Origin of the sequence: Chromobacterium alticapitis (assembly GCF_002924365.1) — a bacterium.
Lineage (GTDB): Bacteria > Pseudomonadota > Gammaproteobacteria > Burkholderiales > Chromobacteriaceae > Chromobacterium > Chromobacterium alticapitis.
This window is the reverse complement of record NZ_PQWB01000011.1, coordinates 93,682-108,885: the sequence shown is the minus strand read 5'-3', so window position 1 is coordinate 108,885 and position 15,204 is coordinate 93,682. Positions and strand designations below refer to the sequence as shown.

General features: G+C 65.0%; 14 protein-coding genes. 12 read left to right on the top strand and 2 right to left on the bottom strand.

All coding sequences use genetic code 11. The features are described 5' to 3' along the window. The first annotated feature begins 71 nt into the window (after positions 1-71). The 12 genes from C2I19_RS02815 (at position 72) to C2I19_RS02760 (ending at position 13,159) form a co-directional block, all read left to right on the top strand. Entirely contained in the window at positions 72-1,505 is a 1,434-nt protein-coding gene (locus tag C2I19_RS02815) for a phage tail sheath subtilisin-like domain-containing protein (RefSeq protein WP_103901198.1), read from the top strand. A 121-nt stretch (positions 1,506-1,626) separates the two neighbouring features. Continuing rightward, positions 1,627-2,001, top strand: a complete 375-nt coding sequence (locus C2I19_RS02810; RefSeq protein WP_103901197.1) for a phage tail protein — start codon at positions 1,627-1,629, stop codon at positions 1,999-2,001. Positions 2,002-2,210: 209 nt separating this feature from the next. Next, positions 2,211-4,322 carry an NlpC/P60 family protein gene (locus C2I19_RS02805; protein WP_158253621.1) on the top strand — a complete coding sequence of 704 codons (2,112 nt, stop codon included), beginning with the start codon at positions 2,211-2,213 and terminating at the stop codon, positions 4,320-4,322. Continuing rightward, positions 4,322-5,629 carry a DNA circularization protein gene (locus tag C2I19_RS02800; protein WP_103901195.1) on the top strand — a complete coding sequence of 436 codons (1,308 nt, stop codon included), beginning with the start codon at positions 4,322-4,324 and terminating at the stop codon, positions 5,627-5,629. The genes C2I19_RS02805 and C2I19_RS02800 overlap by 1 nt, the downstream gene beginning before the upstream one ends. Further along, positions 5,613-6,680: a phage baseplate assembly protein gene (locus C2I19_RS02795; protein ID WP_233201083.1), complete on the top strand. Its 1,068-nt coding sequence runs from the start codon at positions 5,613-5,615 to the stop codon at positions 6,678-6,680. The genes C2I19_RS02800 and C2I19_RS02795 overlap by 17 nt, the downstream gene beginning before the upstream one ends. Continuing rightward, positions 6,670-7,311 carry a phage baseplate assembly protein V gene (locus C2I19_RS02790; protein ID WP_103901193.1) on the top strand — a complete coding sequence of 214 codons (642 nt, stop codon included), beginning with the start codon at positions 6,670-6,672 and terminating at the stop codon, positions 7,309-7,311. The genes C2I19_RS02795 and C2I19_RS02790 overlap by 11 nt, the downstream gene beginning before the upstream one ends. A gap of 57 nt (positions 7,312-7,368) precedes the next feature. Further along, positions 7,369-7,719, top strand: coding sequence for a phage GP46 family protein (locus C2I19_RS02785; protein WP_103901192.1), 351 nt, complete (start codon positions 7,369-7,371; stop codon positions 7,717-7,719). Continuing rightward, positions 7,719-8,807 carry a baseplate J/gp47 family protein gene (locus tag C2I19_RS02780; protein ID WP_233201082.1) on the top strand — a complete coding sequence of 363 codons (1,089 nt, stop codon included), beginning with the start codon at positions 7,719-7,721 and terminating at the stop codon, positions 8,805-8,807. Before C2I19_RS02785 ends, C2I19_RS02780 begins: the two co-directional genes overlap by 1 nt. Then, positions 8,804-9,382, top strand: a complete 579-nt coding sequence (locus tag C2I19_RS02775; RefSeq protein WP_103901191.1) for a YmfQ family protein — start codon at positions 8,804-8,806, stop codon at positions 9,380-9,382. Before C2I19_RS02780 ends, C2I19_RS02775 begins: the two co-directional genes overlap by 4 nt. Positions 9,383-9,487: 105 nt before the next feature. Continuing rightward, positions 9,488-11,248 (top strand): tail fiber protein, encoded by a 1,761-nt coding sequence (locus tag C2I19_RS22400; protein WP_233201081.1) that lies wholly within the window; start codon positions 9,488-9,490, stop codon positions 11,246-11,248. 10 nt (positions 11,249-11,258) lie between these two features. Then, a complete protein-coding gene (locus C2I19_RS02765) occupies positions 11,259-11,834 on the top strand; it encodes a tail fiber assembly protein (RefSeq protein WP_103901190.1) in 576 nt (191 codons plus the stop codon). Positions 11,835-12,013: 179 nt separating this feature from the next. Next, on the top strand, positions 12,014-13,159 hold the full coding sequence (locus tag C2I19_RS02760; protein WP_103901189.1) for a phage tail protein: 1,146 nt from the start codon (positions 12,014-12,016) through the stop codon (positions 13,157-13,159). A gap of 495 nt (positions 13,160-13,654) precedes the next feature. Here C2I19_RS02760 and C2I19_RS02755 read toward each other — a convergent pair whose 3' ends face one another. Next, positions 13,655-14,542, bottom strand: coding sequence for a DMT family transporter (locus C2I19_RS02755; RefSeq protein ID WP_233201080.1), 888 nt, complete (start codon positions 14,540-14,542; stop codon positions 13,655-13,657). Beyond that, positions 14,542-15,186: an alanyl-tRNA editing protein gene (locus C2I19_RS02750; protein WP_103901187.1), complete on the bottom strand. Its 645-nt coding sequence runs from the start codon at positions 15,184-15,186 to the stop codon at positions 14,542-14,544. Before C2I19_RS02750 ends, C2I19_RS02755 begins: the two co-directional genes overlap by 1 nt. Between the last annotated feature and the right edge of the window lie 18 nt (positions 15,187-15,204).

Genomic DNA, 15,204 nt, shown 5'->3' with positions numbered 1-15,204 from the left:
CGCTCGCATTCCCCTCGCCGCGCCGCCCGGCGCGGCCACCTTCCCAACCGCCACACCAGGAGCCTTTCCTCATGGCCAGCCCCAACATCAGCTTCGACCAGATTCCGGCCTCGATCCGCAAGCCGGGCAAATACTTCGAGTTCAACACCAAACTGGCGGTGCGCACGCTGCCGGGCAATCCGCAGCGCGTGCTGGTGATTGGCCAACGCCTGACCGACACCGCCGCCCAACCGGCGCTGGCCGCGCTGGACGTATTCAGCGACGAGCAGGCCGCCCAGGCCTTCGGCCGCGGCTCCAACGCCCACCTGATGGCGCGCGCCGCCATCAACGCCAACCCCTACCTGCAACTGACCGTGATCGGCGTCGATGACGCGGCCGCCGGCACCGCCGCTTCCGGCTCTGTCACCTTCAGTGGTCCCGCCGCCGCAGCCGGCGTGCTGAGTCTGTTCATCGGCGCCGTCCGCGTCGATGTCGCCGTCGCCGCCGGCGATGACGCGTCCAAGATCGCCGCCAGCGCCCAGGCCGCCATCGCCAAGCTGAGCGACCTGCCGATCGCCGCCTCCGCCGCCAAGGAAGTGCTGACCTTCACCGCGCGGCACAAGGGCAGCATTGGCAACGCCATCACGGTGAAAGCGCAAGAGCAGATCGCCGGCGTGGGCGTAACTCCGGTCCAAGCATTTCAACTGAAGGGCGGCGCCGGCGATCCGGACATCGCCCCGGCCCTGGCAGCCGTGGCCAGCGGCGGCCACCAGATCATCGTCAGCCCGCTGGTCGGCGACGCCGCGCTGACCGCGCTGCGCACCCACTTGGACTTCGTGTCCGGCCCGCTGGAGCAGCGCGGCGCCATCGGCGTGATCGCCAGCACCGGCGCGCTGGCCGACGCCGCCGCCCTCTCCGCCAAGCTGGACAGCGGCCGCATCACCGCCGCCTGGTACCGCGGCTCCGCCAAGCTGCCGGCCGACATCGCCGCCGCCTACGCCGCCGTGATCGCCAGCGAGGAAGATCCGGCCCGCCCGCTGAACACGCTGGAAGTGCCGGGCCTCGACGTGGCGGACCTGGCCTCCCGCACCACCCGCACCGAGCAGGAAAACGCGCTGTACAACGGCGTCACCCCGCTGGAAGTGGCCGCCGGCAACCGCGTGCAGATCGTCCGCGCCATCAGCACCTACACCAAGGACGCGCAAGGCGTGGACGACGTCTCGCTGCTGGACATCACCACCATCCGCACCCTGGACTACGTGCGCAAGTCCTGCCGCGAGCGCATCGCCCTGCGCTTCCCGCGCGAAAAGCTGTCCGACCGCACCCCGTCCAAGGTCCGCTCCGAGCTGCTGGACGTGCTGTACAAGCTGGAAGAGCTGGAAATCATCGAACAGGTGGAAGCCAACAAGGCCGGCCTGATCGTGGAACGCGACCTGCAAGACGCCAACCGCCTGGACGCCAAAATCCCGGTGGACGTGGTCAACGGCCTGCACGTGTTCGCCGGCCGCATCGACCTGCTGCTGTAAACCGGCGCGGCGAAGCAGCCTGCGTTGACGGCCGCCTCGCTCCTCCCTCTCCCATCCGCGCGCTCCCCGCCGGCCAGGCCTCCGCCTGGCCAGCCCATCCCGAATCGAAAAGGAAAGTCTCATGGCTTTGAAAGAATACGCAGGCTCCATCGTCCTGGAAGTGAACGGCCAGGAAATCGACGTCATCGACCTCAACGTCGGCAGCCGCACCGGCCGCAAACTGGTAAAAACGATGAACTCCACCGGCCGCGCCAAGGGCTTCGCCCGCGGCATCACCGAATACGACCTGGCCGTCACCGTGTCCATCCCGCTGACCGGCGACCTGGACTGGGAAGCGATCGAAGGCGCCAAGCTGACCGAATTCCCGCTGGCCCCGGGCGGCAAGCGCACCAGCTACCTGGACTGCTTCACGCTGGAGGTCGGCGAGAAGTACGGCGTGGAAAACGAAGCGCGCCGCGATATCAAGCTGATGTCGTTGCGGAAGGTCACGGAGTGATCCCTCTAAGTCGTTAACCCGCGCCGCCTGCGACTTAGCGGGCGGCGCGCACCAACAGGCAAGCTGCGATGACACAGAAGACCCACCCGGCACGACACGGCAAAGCGAATGCGGGATTCGATCTCGTCCAACACGCCTTGTCCTTCCAGGGAAAGGACAGAATCACTGGGTTAACCGACGCCCAAACCCGCGCTTACGCATCTGCTGTCATGCAGAAGGAAAGCGCCGGCAAGGTTGATAGCGACAATAAACAGGGTTACTACGGCCAATACCAGTTTGGCGCGGAAGCCCTGGTGGAAACCGGTCTGGTCGATCGCGAAAAATATAATGCCGCCATCGCCGCCGCCAAGAAGGAATACGGCAAAGATTGGCGCAAGCAGTGGTATGCGAAGAATACCGGCTTGCACGCCAAATTCCTGGAAGACGAATCCAATTGGAAAATCTCAGGCGGCCTTAAACACTATCTTGGCGATAAAGCGCTGCAAGACGCCAAATTCGTCGAGTACACCAATAAGCAAATCCAGCAAGGCATCCGCTCGAAAGCGATCAAACCCGATGACTCCGCGGAAAGAATCGCGGCATTCGCCGGCGCTGCGCATTTGAAAGGCGTGGGCGGCGCCAGCGCGCTGTTCAAGCAGCATAAAGAAACGCGCGACGGAAATGGCACCTCCACCGCCGAGTACGCGCAACGAGCACAAAAAGCCATCAACAGCTTGGCGCCACAAGTGGCACAAGCCATGCAAGGCGGCCAGGCCGCCGCGCCGGCCCCACAGGCAGCCCCTCCCGCCAAGACGCAGAATGGCGCCGGCACTGGCGCGGCGCATCCTCCCGCACCCGCCCTCCAGGCGAGCCAACCGCATGCCAGCGCCGCCATGGCCAAACGCACCTCCCCGCCTGAGGCCTCAGGCCCGGCTCCGGACGGACAAGCGATCTTGAATCAAAGGGGAAGATTCGACGGCTACCAATACAAACTCGGCGGCAACGGCGAGAAAGACGCCAAAGGCGTCAAGCGCATCGACTGTTCCCACTTGGTCAACCAGGCGGTAAAGGGCGCGGGCTACGCCATTCCGTACCAGACCACGGCCGACATGGCCCACTCCAAATACTACGAGGAGGTCGACCCGAAAGACGTCAAGCCGGGCGATATCGCGCTGTGGCGGGGCGGCAAGAACCATACCGGCATCGTCGAGAACTACGACGCCAAGTCCGGCAAGGGTAATTTCTTCGGCGCCCAGTCGACCAAGGGCGCGTCGAGCGCCAAGTTGGGTTCGGGCTATTGGGGCAAGCCGCAGAAATTCCTGCGGCCCAAGGCGGAGTACCTAAAGTCCTCTCCCGCCTCTCCGGCTCAAGCCCAGGCCGAAGCCACCCCGCCTAAGCCAGCTGCGCCGAAACCTGCAATGTCTAAGCCTGGCGCGCACCAAACGCCGGTCGGCCAAAACACGGCTCCCGACAAGGTGCAAAAGCTGCTGAAGACCGAAGGCACGACCCGCATCTATCAGATGGCCGACGGCACAATGCAAACGCGCAGCGGCGGCACCGTAGCCTGGCGCAACAACAATCCGGGCAACCTGAAGTTCGGCTATGCCGGCAGCCATGACAAGACTGACCACAGCAAGCGCAGCAAAACGCGCGCGCTGGCCGACGCGCAAAAACGCTATCAAGGCGTAGTCGATCTGGACCAGTGGGGCAATGCCATCTTCGCCGACGAGAAAGCGGGGCGCGCAGCCAAGGCGCAGTTATTGACCAAGCAACACGGCGAAAAAACCATAGAAGCGATGCTGCCCAAATACGCGGTATCGGATTACTCGGGCAAGGCCAATCACGCCAAGTACGCCGAAGGCATTTACAAGCTGGCGGCCAGCCGCGGCCTGGACCTGCACGGCAAGAAGATCAAGGACCTGAATCCGCCGGAGTTCGATGCCCTGATGGACGGCATGCAGAAGGTGGAAGGCTTTAAAGCTGGCAAAGTCGCCGTTAGCGGCGCGGCCCATCCCGAACAGGCCGCGCCAACGCCGGCCGCCCCGGCTGCGAAAACGCCAACCCCCGTCGTGGCCAAGCCGCTCCCCAAACCAGCAGCCTCCGCCAATCAGCCCAAGCCCACGCTCAAACCGGCTGCGGCGCCCAAGAAACCCGCGTCGACCGGCCAAGCCGCGCCCGCTGCCGGCAATGCGGCCGAGTCGCAGCTGTCCGCCCTGATAGCCCAACTCAGCGCCGCGCTGGCGCAGCTGGCCCAACCGATACGCGTAGTCGTCGACGTCCAAAACGGCAACATCGTCGCCGCCGTCAACGCCGCCAACAGCAAGCAACAAAGGAGGAATTGATGCTCAGCTTCAATGCATTCGCCGGCCTCGCCTCGTCCGGCGCCCTGGTGGACGCCAGCTTCCGCGGCGTGCGCTTCGACTGCCTGAAAAGCGTGGACAGCGCGCAGCGCGACCAGGCGATGCACGAGTACCCCTATAAAGACGGGGCCGATGTGGAGGACCTGGGGCGCAAGGCGCGCAAGGTGTCGCTATCGGCCATGTTCTGGGGCAAGGGCTACCAGCGCCGGCTGCGCGAATTCACCGCCGCGCTGGACGCCGCCGGCCCCGGCGAGCTGATCCACCCGGTGTTCGGCAGCATGCCGCAAGCCCAGGTGCTCGATTACCAGATCAGCCACGAGGCCGACGCGCCGGACTCCTGCACCGTGGAAATCAACTGGGTGGAGGCCACGCCGGGCAATCCCTTTTTCGCAGCCAAGAAAAAACTGCCGCAGGTGGACGCCATTTCCTCCCAGGTGGACAAGCTGCGGCAGATGGCCGGCGAGGCCTTTTCCAAGGCGCAGGGCCTGGTGGCCGCGGCCAAGGGCGCGCTGGGCCGCGTCGCCGCGCTGCGCCAGCAACTGACCGCCACTGTAGGCCAGCTGGCCGCCATGGCCAATCAGGCGGTGGCCCAGGTCACCGACCTGCTCGCCTACCCCCAGGCCTTCGTCGCCCAGGCCAAGCAGCTGGTGGACGCGGCCGCAGACTGGCGCTTCGATCTGAAACTGGACACCGGCCCGCTGCCGGCGCTGAAGACCGCGGCCGAGATGTCATCTGCCACGCTGGCCGACTGGAAGGCGCTGCGCCGTCGGCTGGAAGGCCTGCCGGACGCGGCGCGCCAGGGCATCGCGCCGATATCCGCCAGCGCCACCCTATCGGTGTGGAGCGACGACCAGCGCCGCATCGACGCGCTGTTGCAGTTGAACGTATCCACCAAGCTCGCCTCCGCCGCCGCCGGCATCTTCGCCAGCGAATCCGCCAAGCCGACGCTGACGCCGCCGGCGCTGGAACAGATCGCCGGCGACGTGCGCGCCTCGCTGCAAACCACCATGGACCAGTGGCGCGCCGCGCTGCCGGCCGAGGACGCCTACCCGGTGGTGGACGGCCTGCGCGAACTGGGCCTGCAGGTGCAGCAGGGCGCGGCCGCGCTGATCGCCGCCAAACCGCCGCTGCTGAAACGCAAAGTGGAGGCTGCCTGCAATCTGCGCCAGCTGGCACACCTGTGGTACGGCGACAGCGAGCGCGCCGCCGAGCTGTTGCGGCTCAATCCGCAGCTCTCCCAACCCAATCATCTGACTCCGGGAACCCTGGTTTATGGCTACGCCAACTAAGCAAGCCGTCAGCTTGCAGATCAATGGCCGCCAGCATGGCGACTGGACGCACTACGCCATCGACTCCGACCTGACCGCGGCCGCCGACGCCTGGCAAGTGTCGCTTGGCCTGCCCGGCGGCGTATTCCCGGCCGATGTCGAGCCCGGCGCGATGGTCAAAGTGCTGGTGGGCGACGAAACCGTGCTGCTGGGCCGCATCGACGACATCAGCCACAGCGTGGCGGCCGGCAGCCACCAGCTGGCGCTATCCGGCCGCGACCTGGCCGGCATGCTGCTCGATTGCAGCGCGCCGCTGTTCACCGGCAAGGGCATGACGCTGCAGGACGTGCTGGACAATGTGGTGCGGCCGCTGGGCATCAGCCAGATCCGCGTCGACGCCAAGGCCAAGGGGCAGATCGAGAAGATCAACGTCGATCCCGGCAACAGCGCCTGGGACGTGCTCACCCGCGCCGCCCAGGCCAACGGCCTGGCCGCCTGGTTCGACCCGGACGGCACCCTGGTGGTGGGCGGCCCGGACTACAGCCGGCCGGCCAGCGCGCGGCTGATCCTGCGCCGCGACGGCAAGGGCAACAATGTGCTCAGCCTGGCGGAAACCCGCTCCCATGCGCAACGCCATTCCGAGCTGACCTTGCTGGGCCAGGGCCATGGCCAGGCGCAAACCGCCGGCCGCCACGCCATGCGCTACCAAGTGTTCGATTCCGACGTCTGCTATCACAAGCCGCTGATCCAGGTGGAGCCGGACGCCGCCAGCCAGGCCGAGCTGGCCGCCCGCGCCGACAAGATGCTGGCCGACGCCCGCCTGGCCGGCTACACGCTGGCCGCCACCGTGGCCGGCCACCGCGACAGCCGCGGCAAGCTGTGGACGCCGGGCCAGCGCATCGAGGTGGAAAGCGAGCCGCACGGCATCAACGGCGTCTATTTTCTGATGGCCCGCGCCTTCGAAGGCGGCCGCGGCCAGGGCAGCATCACCCGGCTGACGCTGAAGGAAGACAAGTGCTGGATTCCGGCCATGCGCGCCGGCCAGCAATCAGGAGCCAAACATGTGGCATGAAGTAGACCAACGCATACGCCGCGCCTTCAGCAATGTGCGCCAGGGCTTTCGCGCGGTGCTGACCCATGTGGACAGCAACGGCGGCGTGCAGGCCGTCCAGGCCGACGCGCTGGCCGGAGAGCGGCTGCAAGACGCCGAGCTGTTCCAGCATTACGGCTACACCTCCAATCCGCCGCCAGGCAGCATGGCCATGGTGCTGCCGCTGGGCGGCCGCTCCAGCCACAGCGTGGTGATCGCCACCGAGCACGGCAGCTACCGGCTGCAGTCCCTGCAACCGGGAGAAGTGGCGCTGTACAGCGACGAAGGCAGCAAGATCGTGCTCAAACGCGGCAAGATCATCGCCGTGGAATGCGACGCCTTCCAGTTGAATTGCAAGACCTGGCAGGTCAACGCCAGCGAACAGGCCAGCTTCACCACCCCCACGCTGAACGCCAGCGCGCAGTTCGTCGCCCAGGGCCAGATCAGCGGCAACGGCGGCCTGGCCATCCAGGGCGGCGGCGGCGCCAGCGTCAACGGCGACATCAAACTATCCGGCTCGATGAACGCCAGCGGCGACGTGAAAGCCAGCGGCAAGAGCCTGGCTTCCCACACCCACGACGCGCCCAACGGCCCCACCAGCCCGCCTAAATAAGCCACATCGCTGAACCGCGTCCGCTGCCGCCCCGCCACCCCATCCAGGACAATAGCCATGGACCCGCTGCTTGACCCATTAACCGGCGATTACGCCGGCGCCGCCACCGACACCCTCGCCAACGCCGTCTACCTGCGGCTGATGACGCCGCTGGGCGGCTGGTGGGCCGACCCGACGCTGGGCTCGCGCCTGCACGAACTGTCCCGCAGCAAGGACAGCAGCCGTGTCGACCTCCTGGCCTGCCAGTACGCCGAACAGGCGCTGCAGCCGCTGCTGCAGGACGGCCGCGCCAGCCGCGTCCAGGCTTCCTCGCAACGCCCCGCCCCCGGCCGCCTGCTGCTGAATATCGAAGTCGCCGAAACCGGCGGCCACCTCCGTCATTTCCAACATCAAGTGAGGATAGCCTGATGCCCCTGTCCACGCCCGATTTCGCCAGCCTGCGCGACGCCTTGCTGCGCGACCTGCAAAACCTGCGCGCCGACGCCGCCGTCTCGCCGGACAGCGACAACTATGTCCGGGCCAGCGCCACCGCCGGCGCGGTGGAGGGCCTGTACCAGCACCAAAGCTGGATCGCTCGCCAGATTTTCCCCGACAGCGCCGACAGCGAATATCTGGAACAGCACGCCCGTCTGCGCGGCATCATCCGCAAGCCGGCCACCGCGGCCAGCGGCACGCTGCGCATCAACGGCACCGCCGGCGCTGTCATTACCGGCAGCTTGCAACTGCGGGTGGGCGAGCAACTATACGCCACGCCGCTCTCCAAGCCGGACGGCAGCCCTTATTCGGTCAGATTGGACGACAACAAGCAGGCCGAGCTGCCCCTCTTCGCCAGCCAGGCCGGCGCCGCCGGCAACCAGCCTGACAACCTGCCGGTGGAGCTGATGCAGGCGCCGTCCGGCGTCAACTCCAAGGCGCAACTGCTCAGCATGCGCAACGGCTTGGACGCGGAAGACGACGCGGCCTTGCTGGAGCGGCTGCTGGAGCTGATCCGCCGGCCGCCGGCCGGCGGCAACCAGCACGACTACCGCCGCTGGGCGATGGAAGTGAAAGGCGTCACCGCCGCCTACGTCTACCCGCTGCGCCGCGGCTTGGGCACCGTGGACGTGGTGATCACCGCCGGCGGCGACTTGCCGTCCCAGGAAATCATCGCCAATGTGCAGAGCCATATCGAAGATCTGCGCCCGGTCACCGCCAAGAGCTGCCTGGTGCTGGCGCCGACGCCGCGCCCGGTGGACATCGACATCGCCCTCAGCCTGGGCGGCGCCAATCTCGACAGCTTCACGCCGCTGCTGCAGCAAACGCTGCAAGCCTACTTCGCCGGCCTCGCTCCGGGCGAGCGCCTGGTCAAGAGCCGCATCGAGGCGCTGATATCCGACCTGCCCGGCGTGCAAGACCGCCAACTCAACGCCCCGGCAGGCAACGTCTCCCCGGTGGCCGACGACAAGATGGTGGAGTGGCTGCGGCTGGGCAAACTGACAGTGGGGACGCTGCAATGACGCCGCAACCGCCCTACCAGGAACTGCTGGCGCGGCTGCTGCCGCCGGTCAGCTACAGCCCGGACGGCCCCAGGCTGCAAGCCGAGCTGGCCAGCGAGGGCGCGGCGCTGGACCGCGCTCAGACCAGCGCGCGCCAACTGGCCGGCGCCGTCACCCCCTGGCAGGCAGAAGGGATGCTGCCGGACTGGGAGCGCGTCTGCGGCCTGACGCCGCAGCTGGACGCCACCTACCAGCAGCGCCAGCAAGCGGTGCTGGCCAAGCTGGCCGAAACCGGCGGCCTGTCCATCCCCTACTTCGTCCGGCTGGCCGCCGGCATGGGCTACAAGATACAGATCGCAGAGCCTCAACCTTTCCGCGCCGGAATCAACCGCGCCGGCCAGCATCTGTGCCGCGAGGACATCCCCTGGGCCTGGTGGGTGACCGTATTCGGCAGCAAATCCCGCTCTTACCAGTTTCGTGCCGGCCAATCGCTGGCGGGCGAGCGCCTGACCGCCTTCGGCGATCCCAAACTGGAAGAACTGTTCAACGATCTCAAACCGGCGCATACCCACGTCAACTTCGCCTACCTGCCTTAATCGCCACAGAACGCGCGCCTCGCGCGCTTCCATCGTGCCCCTCCCCCCATCCACGCCGATTTCCCAACCGGTGTTCCCGTCCCATCTCTATACCAGGAGCGCTTCATGCAAGACCCAATCAAGCCCGTTGCTTTTCGCGACGGCGATCCTAAAACCGGCGAGCTGGGCACCATCGTCTCCGCTGATTGGCTGAACGCCATGCAGTCCGCCGTCCAGTCCACCCAGCAAGAGCTGCTGTCCGTCGTCAACGGCAACAATGGCCAGAAGGCCGACCCGGCGCGCCCAGACCAACTGCAGGAAGCGATCAAACAAATGGCTTGGGGCGGCAATGCCAAGCCCACGACGTTGGCGGAATACGGCATTACCGACGGATTGGCGCTGCGGCCGCAACTAAGCGACAAAATCGACTTGAACAATATCGTAGACGTTGGTCTCTACCATAATCCCGGCAATAACTATGCGGCCGACGGCGCCAATTATCCGGCCCCGCACGCTGGACTGCTGTTTGTTTTGCCCAATGAGAATATGGTCTACCAGACCTACCAATGTTATGACAACGCCGGCTGCTGGTATCGCTGCCGCTACCGCGGCAACTGGAGCCAATGGCAGAAACTGGCCGACGCCGCCACCACGCTGGCCGGCTACGGCATCACCGACGGCGCGACTAAGGCCGAGCTGAAAGCTGCGGTGGACGGTCTGGTCAGCGGCGCGCCTGGCGCGCTGAACACGCTGCAAGAGTTGGCTGCGGCGCTGGGCAACGACAACAACTTCGCCGCCACCGTCACCAACAAATTGGCCAGCAAAGCCGACAAATCCAACTCGCTGGCCGGCTACGGCATCAACACGCTGGCGCTGTCTACCACGCAAACCGCGCAGGTGCTCAAGACCACGCCCAATGTCTACGATGGCAATATCTATACCAACGGCACGCTGGAGCTACGCTCTACCGGCAGCGACTTCCCAGCTTTGGGCCTACATCGTCCCGGCAACAGCGCGGTGGCGCTGGTGCACAAGGGCTACGGCGCAGAGACGCTGGTGCTGAAGGAGTCAACGGGGAATGAATACCGTGTCTGGCACGGCGGAAACGATGCCTCTTTCATCAAGAGACGCCGCTATCGCATCAGCGTTGACGATAAAACCTCGCTCGACGACGCCATCACCGCTTGCGAGACAGGCTTCAACTACGGCACCTCCAGCGGTGTTACCGGCCCGTTCATCGCTTTCGGCGGCCTGGGAGAAGCGAACAGCAATCTCAATTACCCCTGCCAACTGACCGCCGATTACACCACCGGTTACGTGATGCGCTTTCGTACCCGCAACGATGACGCCAACCGCTGGAATCCTTGGCATACCTTGATTCATGACGGCCATTTGACCGGCCAGGTCGCGTTCTTCGCAATGGCCACCCCGCCCGATGGCTGGCTTCCGGCCAATGGCACAACGATCAGCCGCAGCACATTCGCTTCACTATTCGCCGCCATCGGCACCACCTACGGCGCCGGCGATGGCACCACCACCTTCAACCTTCCTGACCTGCGCGGAGAGTTTGTGCGCGGCTGGGACGCCAACGTGGATCAGGGCCGGGTATTCGGCTCCAAGCAGAAAGGATCGCTGGTCATTCATAACGACGACCAAGATATCTATGCAGGCGGCATCATCAACAATATGACCAACAAGGCCGTACGCGATGTCGCGGGCTATGACTTTGTGCCCGAAGTGAAGGATTACACCAGCGGGCTGGTTATCAATAACCTGACCCTGCTCAACCAGCAGGCCATCAGCCAGGTCTTCGGCGGTAATCCTCAAAACTGGATGTACATGACCCGCCCCCGCAACATCGCCCTGCTCCCCTGCATCAAGTACTAAGGAAATTGCTATGCAAGACAACAAAACCGTATACGACTACCATCCGCAAACAGGGGAGTATCAAGGTCCCATCGCAGCTACGCCCTCTCCGCTGGAACCCGGTGTCTGGCTGCTGCCCGCCCACAGCACAGAGCTGCAGCCGCCGGCCACCTCCGAGCGCCAAATCGCCGTGTTCCACGACGGCAACTGGTCCGTCGCGCAAGACTGGCGCAACGTCAAGCTATGGAGCATAGACACCGCGCAACGGGTCCAGGCTCGCTTGGGCGACACGCCGGACAGCCTGCGCGCCACCCTGCTGGAGCCTTGCGAATTCCCGGCCTGGGATGGCAAGGGCTGGATGGTGAACAAAACCGCTCAGGCCGCCGCGCTGATGGCGCAGACGGCTGCCGAACTGAAGCGGCGCCTGGCGGATGCCTACGCCGCCCGCCGCCCGCTGGAAGATGCCGAATCGCTGGGCATCGCTTCCTCGGCGGAGCTCGACAAGCTGGCGGCCTGGAAGCGCTACTGCGTGGACCTGGCCCGTCTGCCGGACCAGGCGCTGTGGCCCAAATTGGTGGACGCCGACTGGCCCAGGCAACCCGCCTAAGCCCAGCAAAAGCCTCAATGTCAACGGCAGCGATACGCTGCCGTTTTTGCCGTCGCCACTGAACGCTGTCCACTGCGCCCAGCGCGCGCGCTCCCGCACAATCGCCCCCATTCTTGATCGGCGACATCCGTCATCGGCCCCTGCGGCCGATTTCTCATTCCCAACGGGAGGCGTTTTCCATGCAAAACCAGCTTAATTCCATCAACAGCGCGGACGGCGTCTTCCACGACGGCAACCCCGCCACCGGCGAACTCGGCACCATCGTCACCTCAGACTGGCTCAACGGCGTGCAAGCCGTGGTGCAAAGCGCGCAGCAGGAACTGATGTCCGTCATCAAAAACAGTGGCCAAAACCCGGACCCCGCGCGTAACGACCAGCTGCTGCAGGCCGTGCAGAACATCGCCTGGGGGAGCGGCGCCAAACCCACCACGCTAGCGGGATATGGCATTGCCGACGGCGCAACCAAGACCGAATTAAAAACTGCGATCGACAGCGTGGTCGCAGGCGCACCGGGAGCTCTAAATACTTTACAGGAACTGGCCGCAGCCCTTGGCAACGACTCCAATTTCGCATCATTCATCGCCAAACAGTTAGCCGCCAAAGCAGACAAATCTTCTACGCTGTCCGGCTATGGCATTACGGATGCGGCGTCACGAACCGGCGATGTCACTCGATCATTCAGCGTCGGCAAAGCCTTGCAGAGTGTAGATGCCGTTCCACTTGGTCAGGCCCAGGACATCTTCGCCAACATCAATGGCAATACTCAAAAAACTTTCTGCGTTGCGCCTACTTGGCAAGATACCGATGCCGTCCCCCTTGCCCAAGTGAAAAGCCTGATCGCCGATGCGATCAAGTCGATAGACACCATCCCCCCCGGCACCATTGCGTTTTTCGCCATGAAAACGCCGCCGAAAGGCTGGCTGATTTGCGATGGCGCAGAGAAATCCCGTAACGAGTTCGCCACTCTTTTCAATGCGATCGATCCGACCTTTGGATCCGGGGACGGAAAAACCACATTTCGCCTACCCGACTTACAAGGCCAATTCATTCGCGGCTGGGATGCCTCCGGAAAAGTGGATGCCGAATCGCCGCGCATCTTCGGCTCCAAACAGGACGATGCCCTGCAACAGCATTCACATGCCTCCTATGCCATGTCAGCATCGATTCCAAATGTCACAGGCGCGGGGCCTGACTTCATTCCGAAAAACAGTGCGGATCGGAATAACATCGCCATGCCTCAGGTCGTTCGGGAGGCCGCAGATGCGCGTATATCCAGCGAGACCCGGCCACGCAACGTCGCTCTGCTTCCCTGCATAAAATACTGATGTCACTTGATATCATCCGTTTGGCCGCTCTTCAGGGTGCGGCTTTTTCATGCCATATACGGCACTGTCGTCCATCCACCTATTCCGCCGCACGGCCTTCCGCACATAACTATCCACCTCAAACAACGACATCCGTCATCGCCCCATGTGGCCGACCTCTCATTCCCTGCGGGAGGCGTTATCCATGCAAAACCCGCTCAATTCCATCATATAGTCCAGACGGACTGTTCCATGACGGCAATCCCGCCAGCAATGATCTTGACGCCATCGCGCAAAACGCTCTGTCGGATCGGAGGATGCGGCGTTAAGCCCGCCTCGCTGGCAAGGCTAACTGGTGGAGCCAACAGGCCCAAGCAGCCAGCCTAAGCGCCCATCATCGTCAGGAACGCATGAGCATCCCCGACCATCAGAACCCACCCCTGAATAACGGTTTGCCCCCATATACGTGTTCCACGTGAAACCGCGCCTCCCGGCGCGGTTTTGTCATGACATGGCTCAGCGCAACACCACCAGCGCGGTGCCGGCGCAACTCACCGCCGCGCCCAGCCAGGCCAATGGCGGCGGCGGTCGTTTCAATGCCACCCACAGCATGGGCAGGATCAGCACCGGGCTCAGCGCGGACAAAATGCCCACGGTGGCCACGTTGGCGCGCTGCAGGGCCAGCATGATCAAGGTCATGCCCAGGCCCAACGCCACCAGGCCGTTCAGCGCGGTCTGGCCCAGCATGCGCGGCGTGTACGGCCCGCGGCTTTTCGCCAGGCGCCAGCCGCTCAGCCACAACAGATAGTGCGCGCCGCAGCTGACGCCCATGCGCAGCGCGGACGCGGTGACCGGCTCCAGTCCCGCCGCCATCGCCGGCTTGGCGAAGAAGGTGCCCAAGGCCTGGCACAAGGCCGCCGTCAGCCCCAGCGCCACGCCGGCGGCCAGCTTGTCGTTGCGTTCCCACACGTGGGCGTCCACCTCGCGCCGGCCGAAGGCCACCGCCAACAACACGCCGCCGAACACCAGCAAGCTGCCCAGCATGGCGGCCGCGCTCAGCCGTTCGGATAGAAACAGCACCCCCAGCAATACGGAAAACACCGAATGAGTGGCGAACAGCAAACCCGTGCGGCGCGGCCCCAGCCGGTTCATCGAGGCGAACATCACCGTGTCGCCGAGGAAGATGCCGCACAGCCCGGACAGCAGCGCCGGCCACAAGGCGGCCGCGCTGATGGAGTGCCAGCCGCCGGACAGCAGGCTCGCGCCGCCCAGCGCCATGGTCAGCAGCGTCAACCGCAAGCGGGTGAAGGCAAAAGGGCCGAAATGGCGGGATGGTCCGGCGCCCAGCAGTCCGCCCAGCGCCCAGCAGCCGGCGGCGCCGACCGCGGCAAGGTCATACAGCATCATGCTTCCTGTAAATAGATTTCCACTCGTTCCTTGCCCTTGCCGACATTGCGCCGCTTGAGCAGGATGGGCCCCACTTCGCCGCTGCGCCGCAAATGGGTGCCGCCGCAAGGCACGCGGGCGAAACCGGGCAGCTCCCAGTAGCGGCGCTCGGCCGCCTCGTCGGAAAAGGCGCTGACGATGGGTTGATCGTCGTCTATCAGCCGCTGCGCGGCGGCGGAGATGGCTGGCAACAAGGGGGTGATGGCCTGGTCCCGCGCGAAGTCTATGCGCGCCTTGTCCTCGGCGATGTGCGCGCCTATCTTCTCCACGCCGGCCACTTGGCGGCAGATCACTTCCAATACCAGCTCGGCGGCGAAGTGCAGGCGCATCAACCGGTAGCGGCGCGGCCAGTCTATCGTCACCTCCACCGCGCTCCCGGCCAGCAGACCGTGGTTCGCGTCCAGCGTGTAGACGATATCCTGGCCCTGTTTTTCCGCCAGCCGCACCGCATGGCCGGCGATGCGGCCGCTATCGCTCTCCTGGCCGCCGGAAAAAGCGTAGAAAATGGTTTCCTCCAGCCATACCCGCTCGCCATCCACTCGGCTGACGCGGGTCGCCAGCGTCGTCTGATACGGCGCTGCCCAGAACCGTTTCCGCGTCATCGCTTGCCCTTCATTGGC

Bases quoted from the DNA above. Each gene is read 5' to 3' on its own strand.
- C2I19_RS02815 (WP_103901198.1), top strand. From the start codon at position 72: ATGGCCAGCCCCAACATCAGCTTCGACCAGATTCCGGCCTCGATCCGC.
- C2I19_RS02810 (WP_103901197.1), top strand. From the start codon at position 1,627: ATGGCTTTGAAAGAATACGCAGGCTCCATCGTCCTGGAAGTGAACGGC.
- C2I19_RS02805 (WP_158253621.1), top strand. From the start codon at position 2,211: ATGCAGAAGGAAAGCGCCGGCAAGGTTGATAGCGACAATAAACAGGGT.
- C2I19_RS02800 (WP_103901195.1), top strand. From the start codon at position 4,322: ATGCTCAGCTTCAATGCATTCGCCGGCCTCGCCTCGTCCGGCGCCCTG.
- C2I19_RS02795 (WP_233201083.1), top strand. From the start codon at position 5,613: ATGGCTACGCCAACTAAGCAAGCCGTCAGCTTGCAGATCAATGGCCGC.
- C2I19_RS02790 (WP_103901193.1), top strand. From the start codon at position 6,670: ATGTGGCATGAAGTAGACCAACGCATACGCCGCGCCTTCAGCAATGTG.
- C2I19_RS02785 (WP_103901192.1), top strand. From the start codon at position 7,369: ATGGACCCGCTGCTTGACCCATTAACCGGCGATTACGCCGGCGCCGCC.
- C2I19_RS02780 (WP_233201082.1), top strand. From the start codon at position 7,719: ATGCCCCTGTCCACGCCCGATTTCGCCAGCCTGCGCGACGCCTTGCTG.
- C2I19_RS02775 (WP_103901191.1), top strand. From the start codon at position 8,804: ATGACGCCGCAACCGCCCTACCAGGAACTGCTGGCGCGGCTGCTGCCG.
- C2I19_RS22400 (WP_233201081.1), top strand. From the start codon at position 9,488: ATGCAAGACCCAATCAAGCCCGTTGCTTTTCGCGACGGCGATCCTAAA.
- C2I19_RS02765 (WP_103901190.1), top strand. From the start codon at position 11,259: ATGCAAGACAACAAAACCGTATACGACTACCATCCGCAAACAGGGGAG.
- C2I19_RS02760 (WP_103901189.1), top strand. From the start codon at position 12,014: ATGCAAAACCAGCTTAATTCCATCAACAGCGCGGACGGCGTCTTCCAC.
- C2I19_RS02755 (WP_233201080.1), bottom strand. From the start codon at position 14,542: ATGCTGTATGACCTTGCCGCGGTCGGCGCCGCCGGCTGCTGGGCGCTG.
- C2I19_RS02750 (WP_103901187.1), bottom strand. From the start codon at position 15,186: ATGACGCGGAAACGGTTCTGGGCAGCGCCGTATCAGACGACGCTGGCG.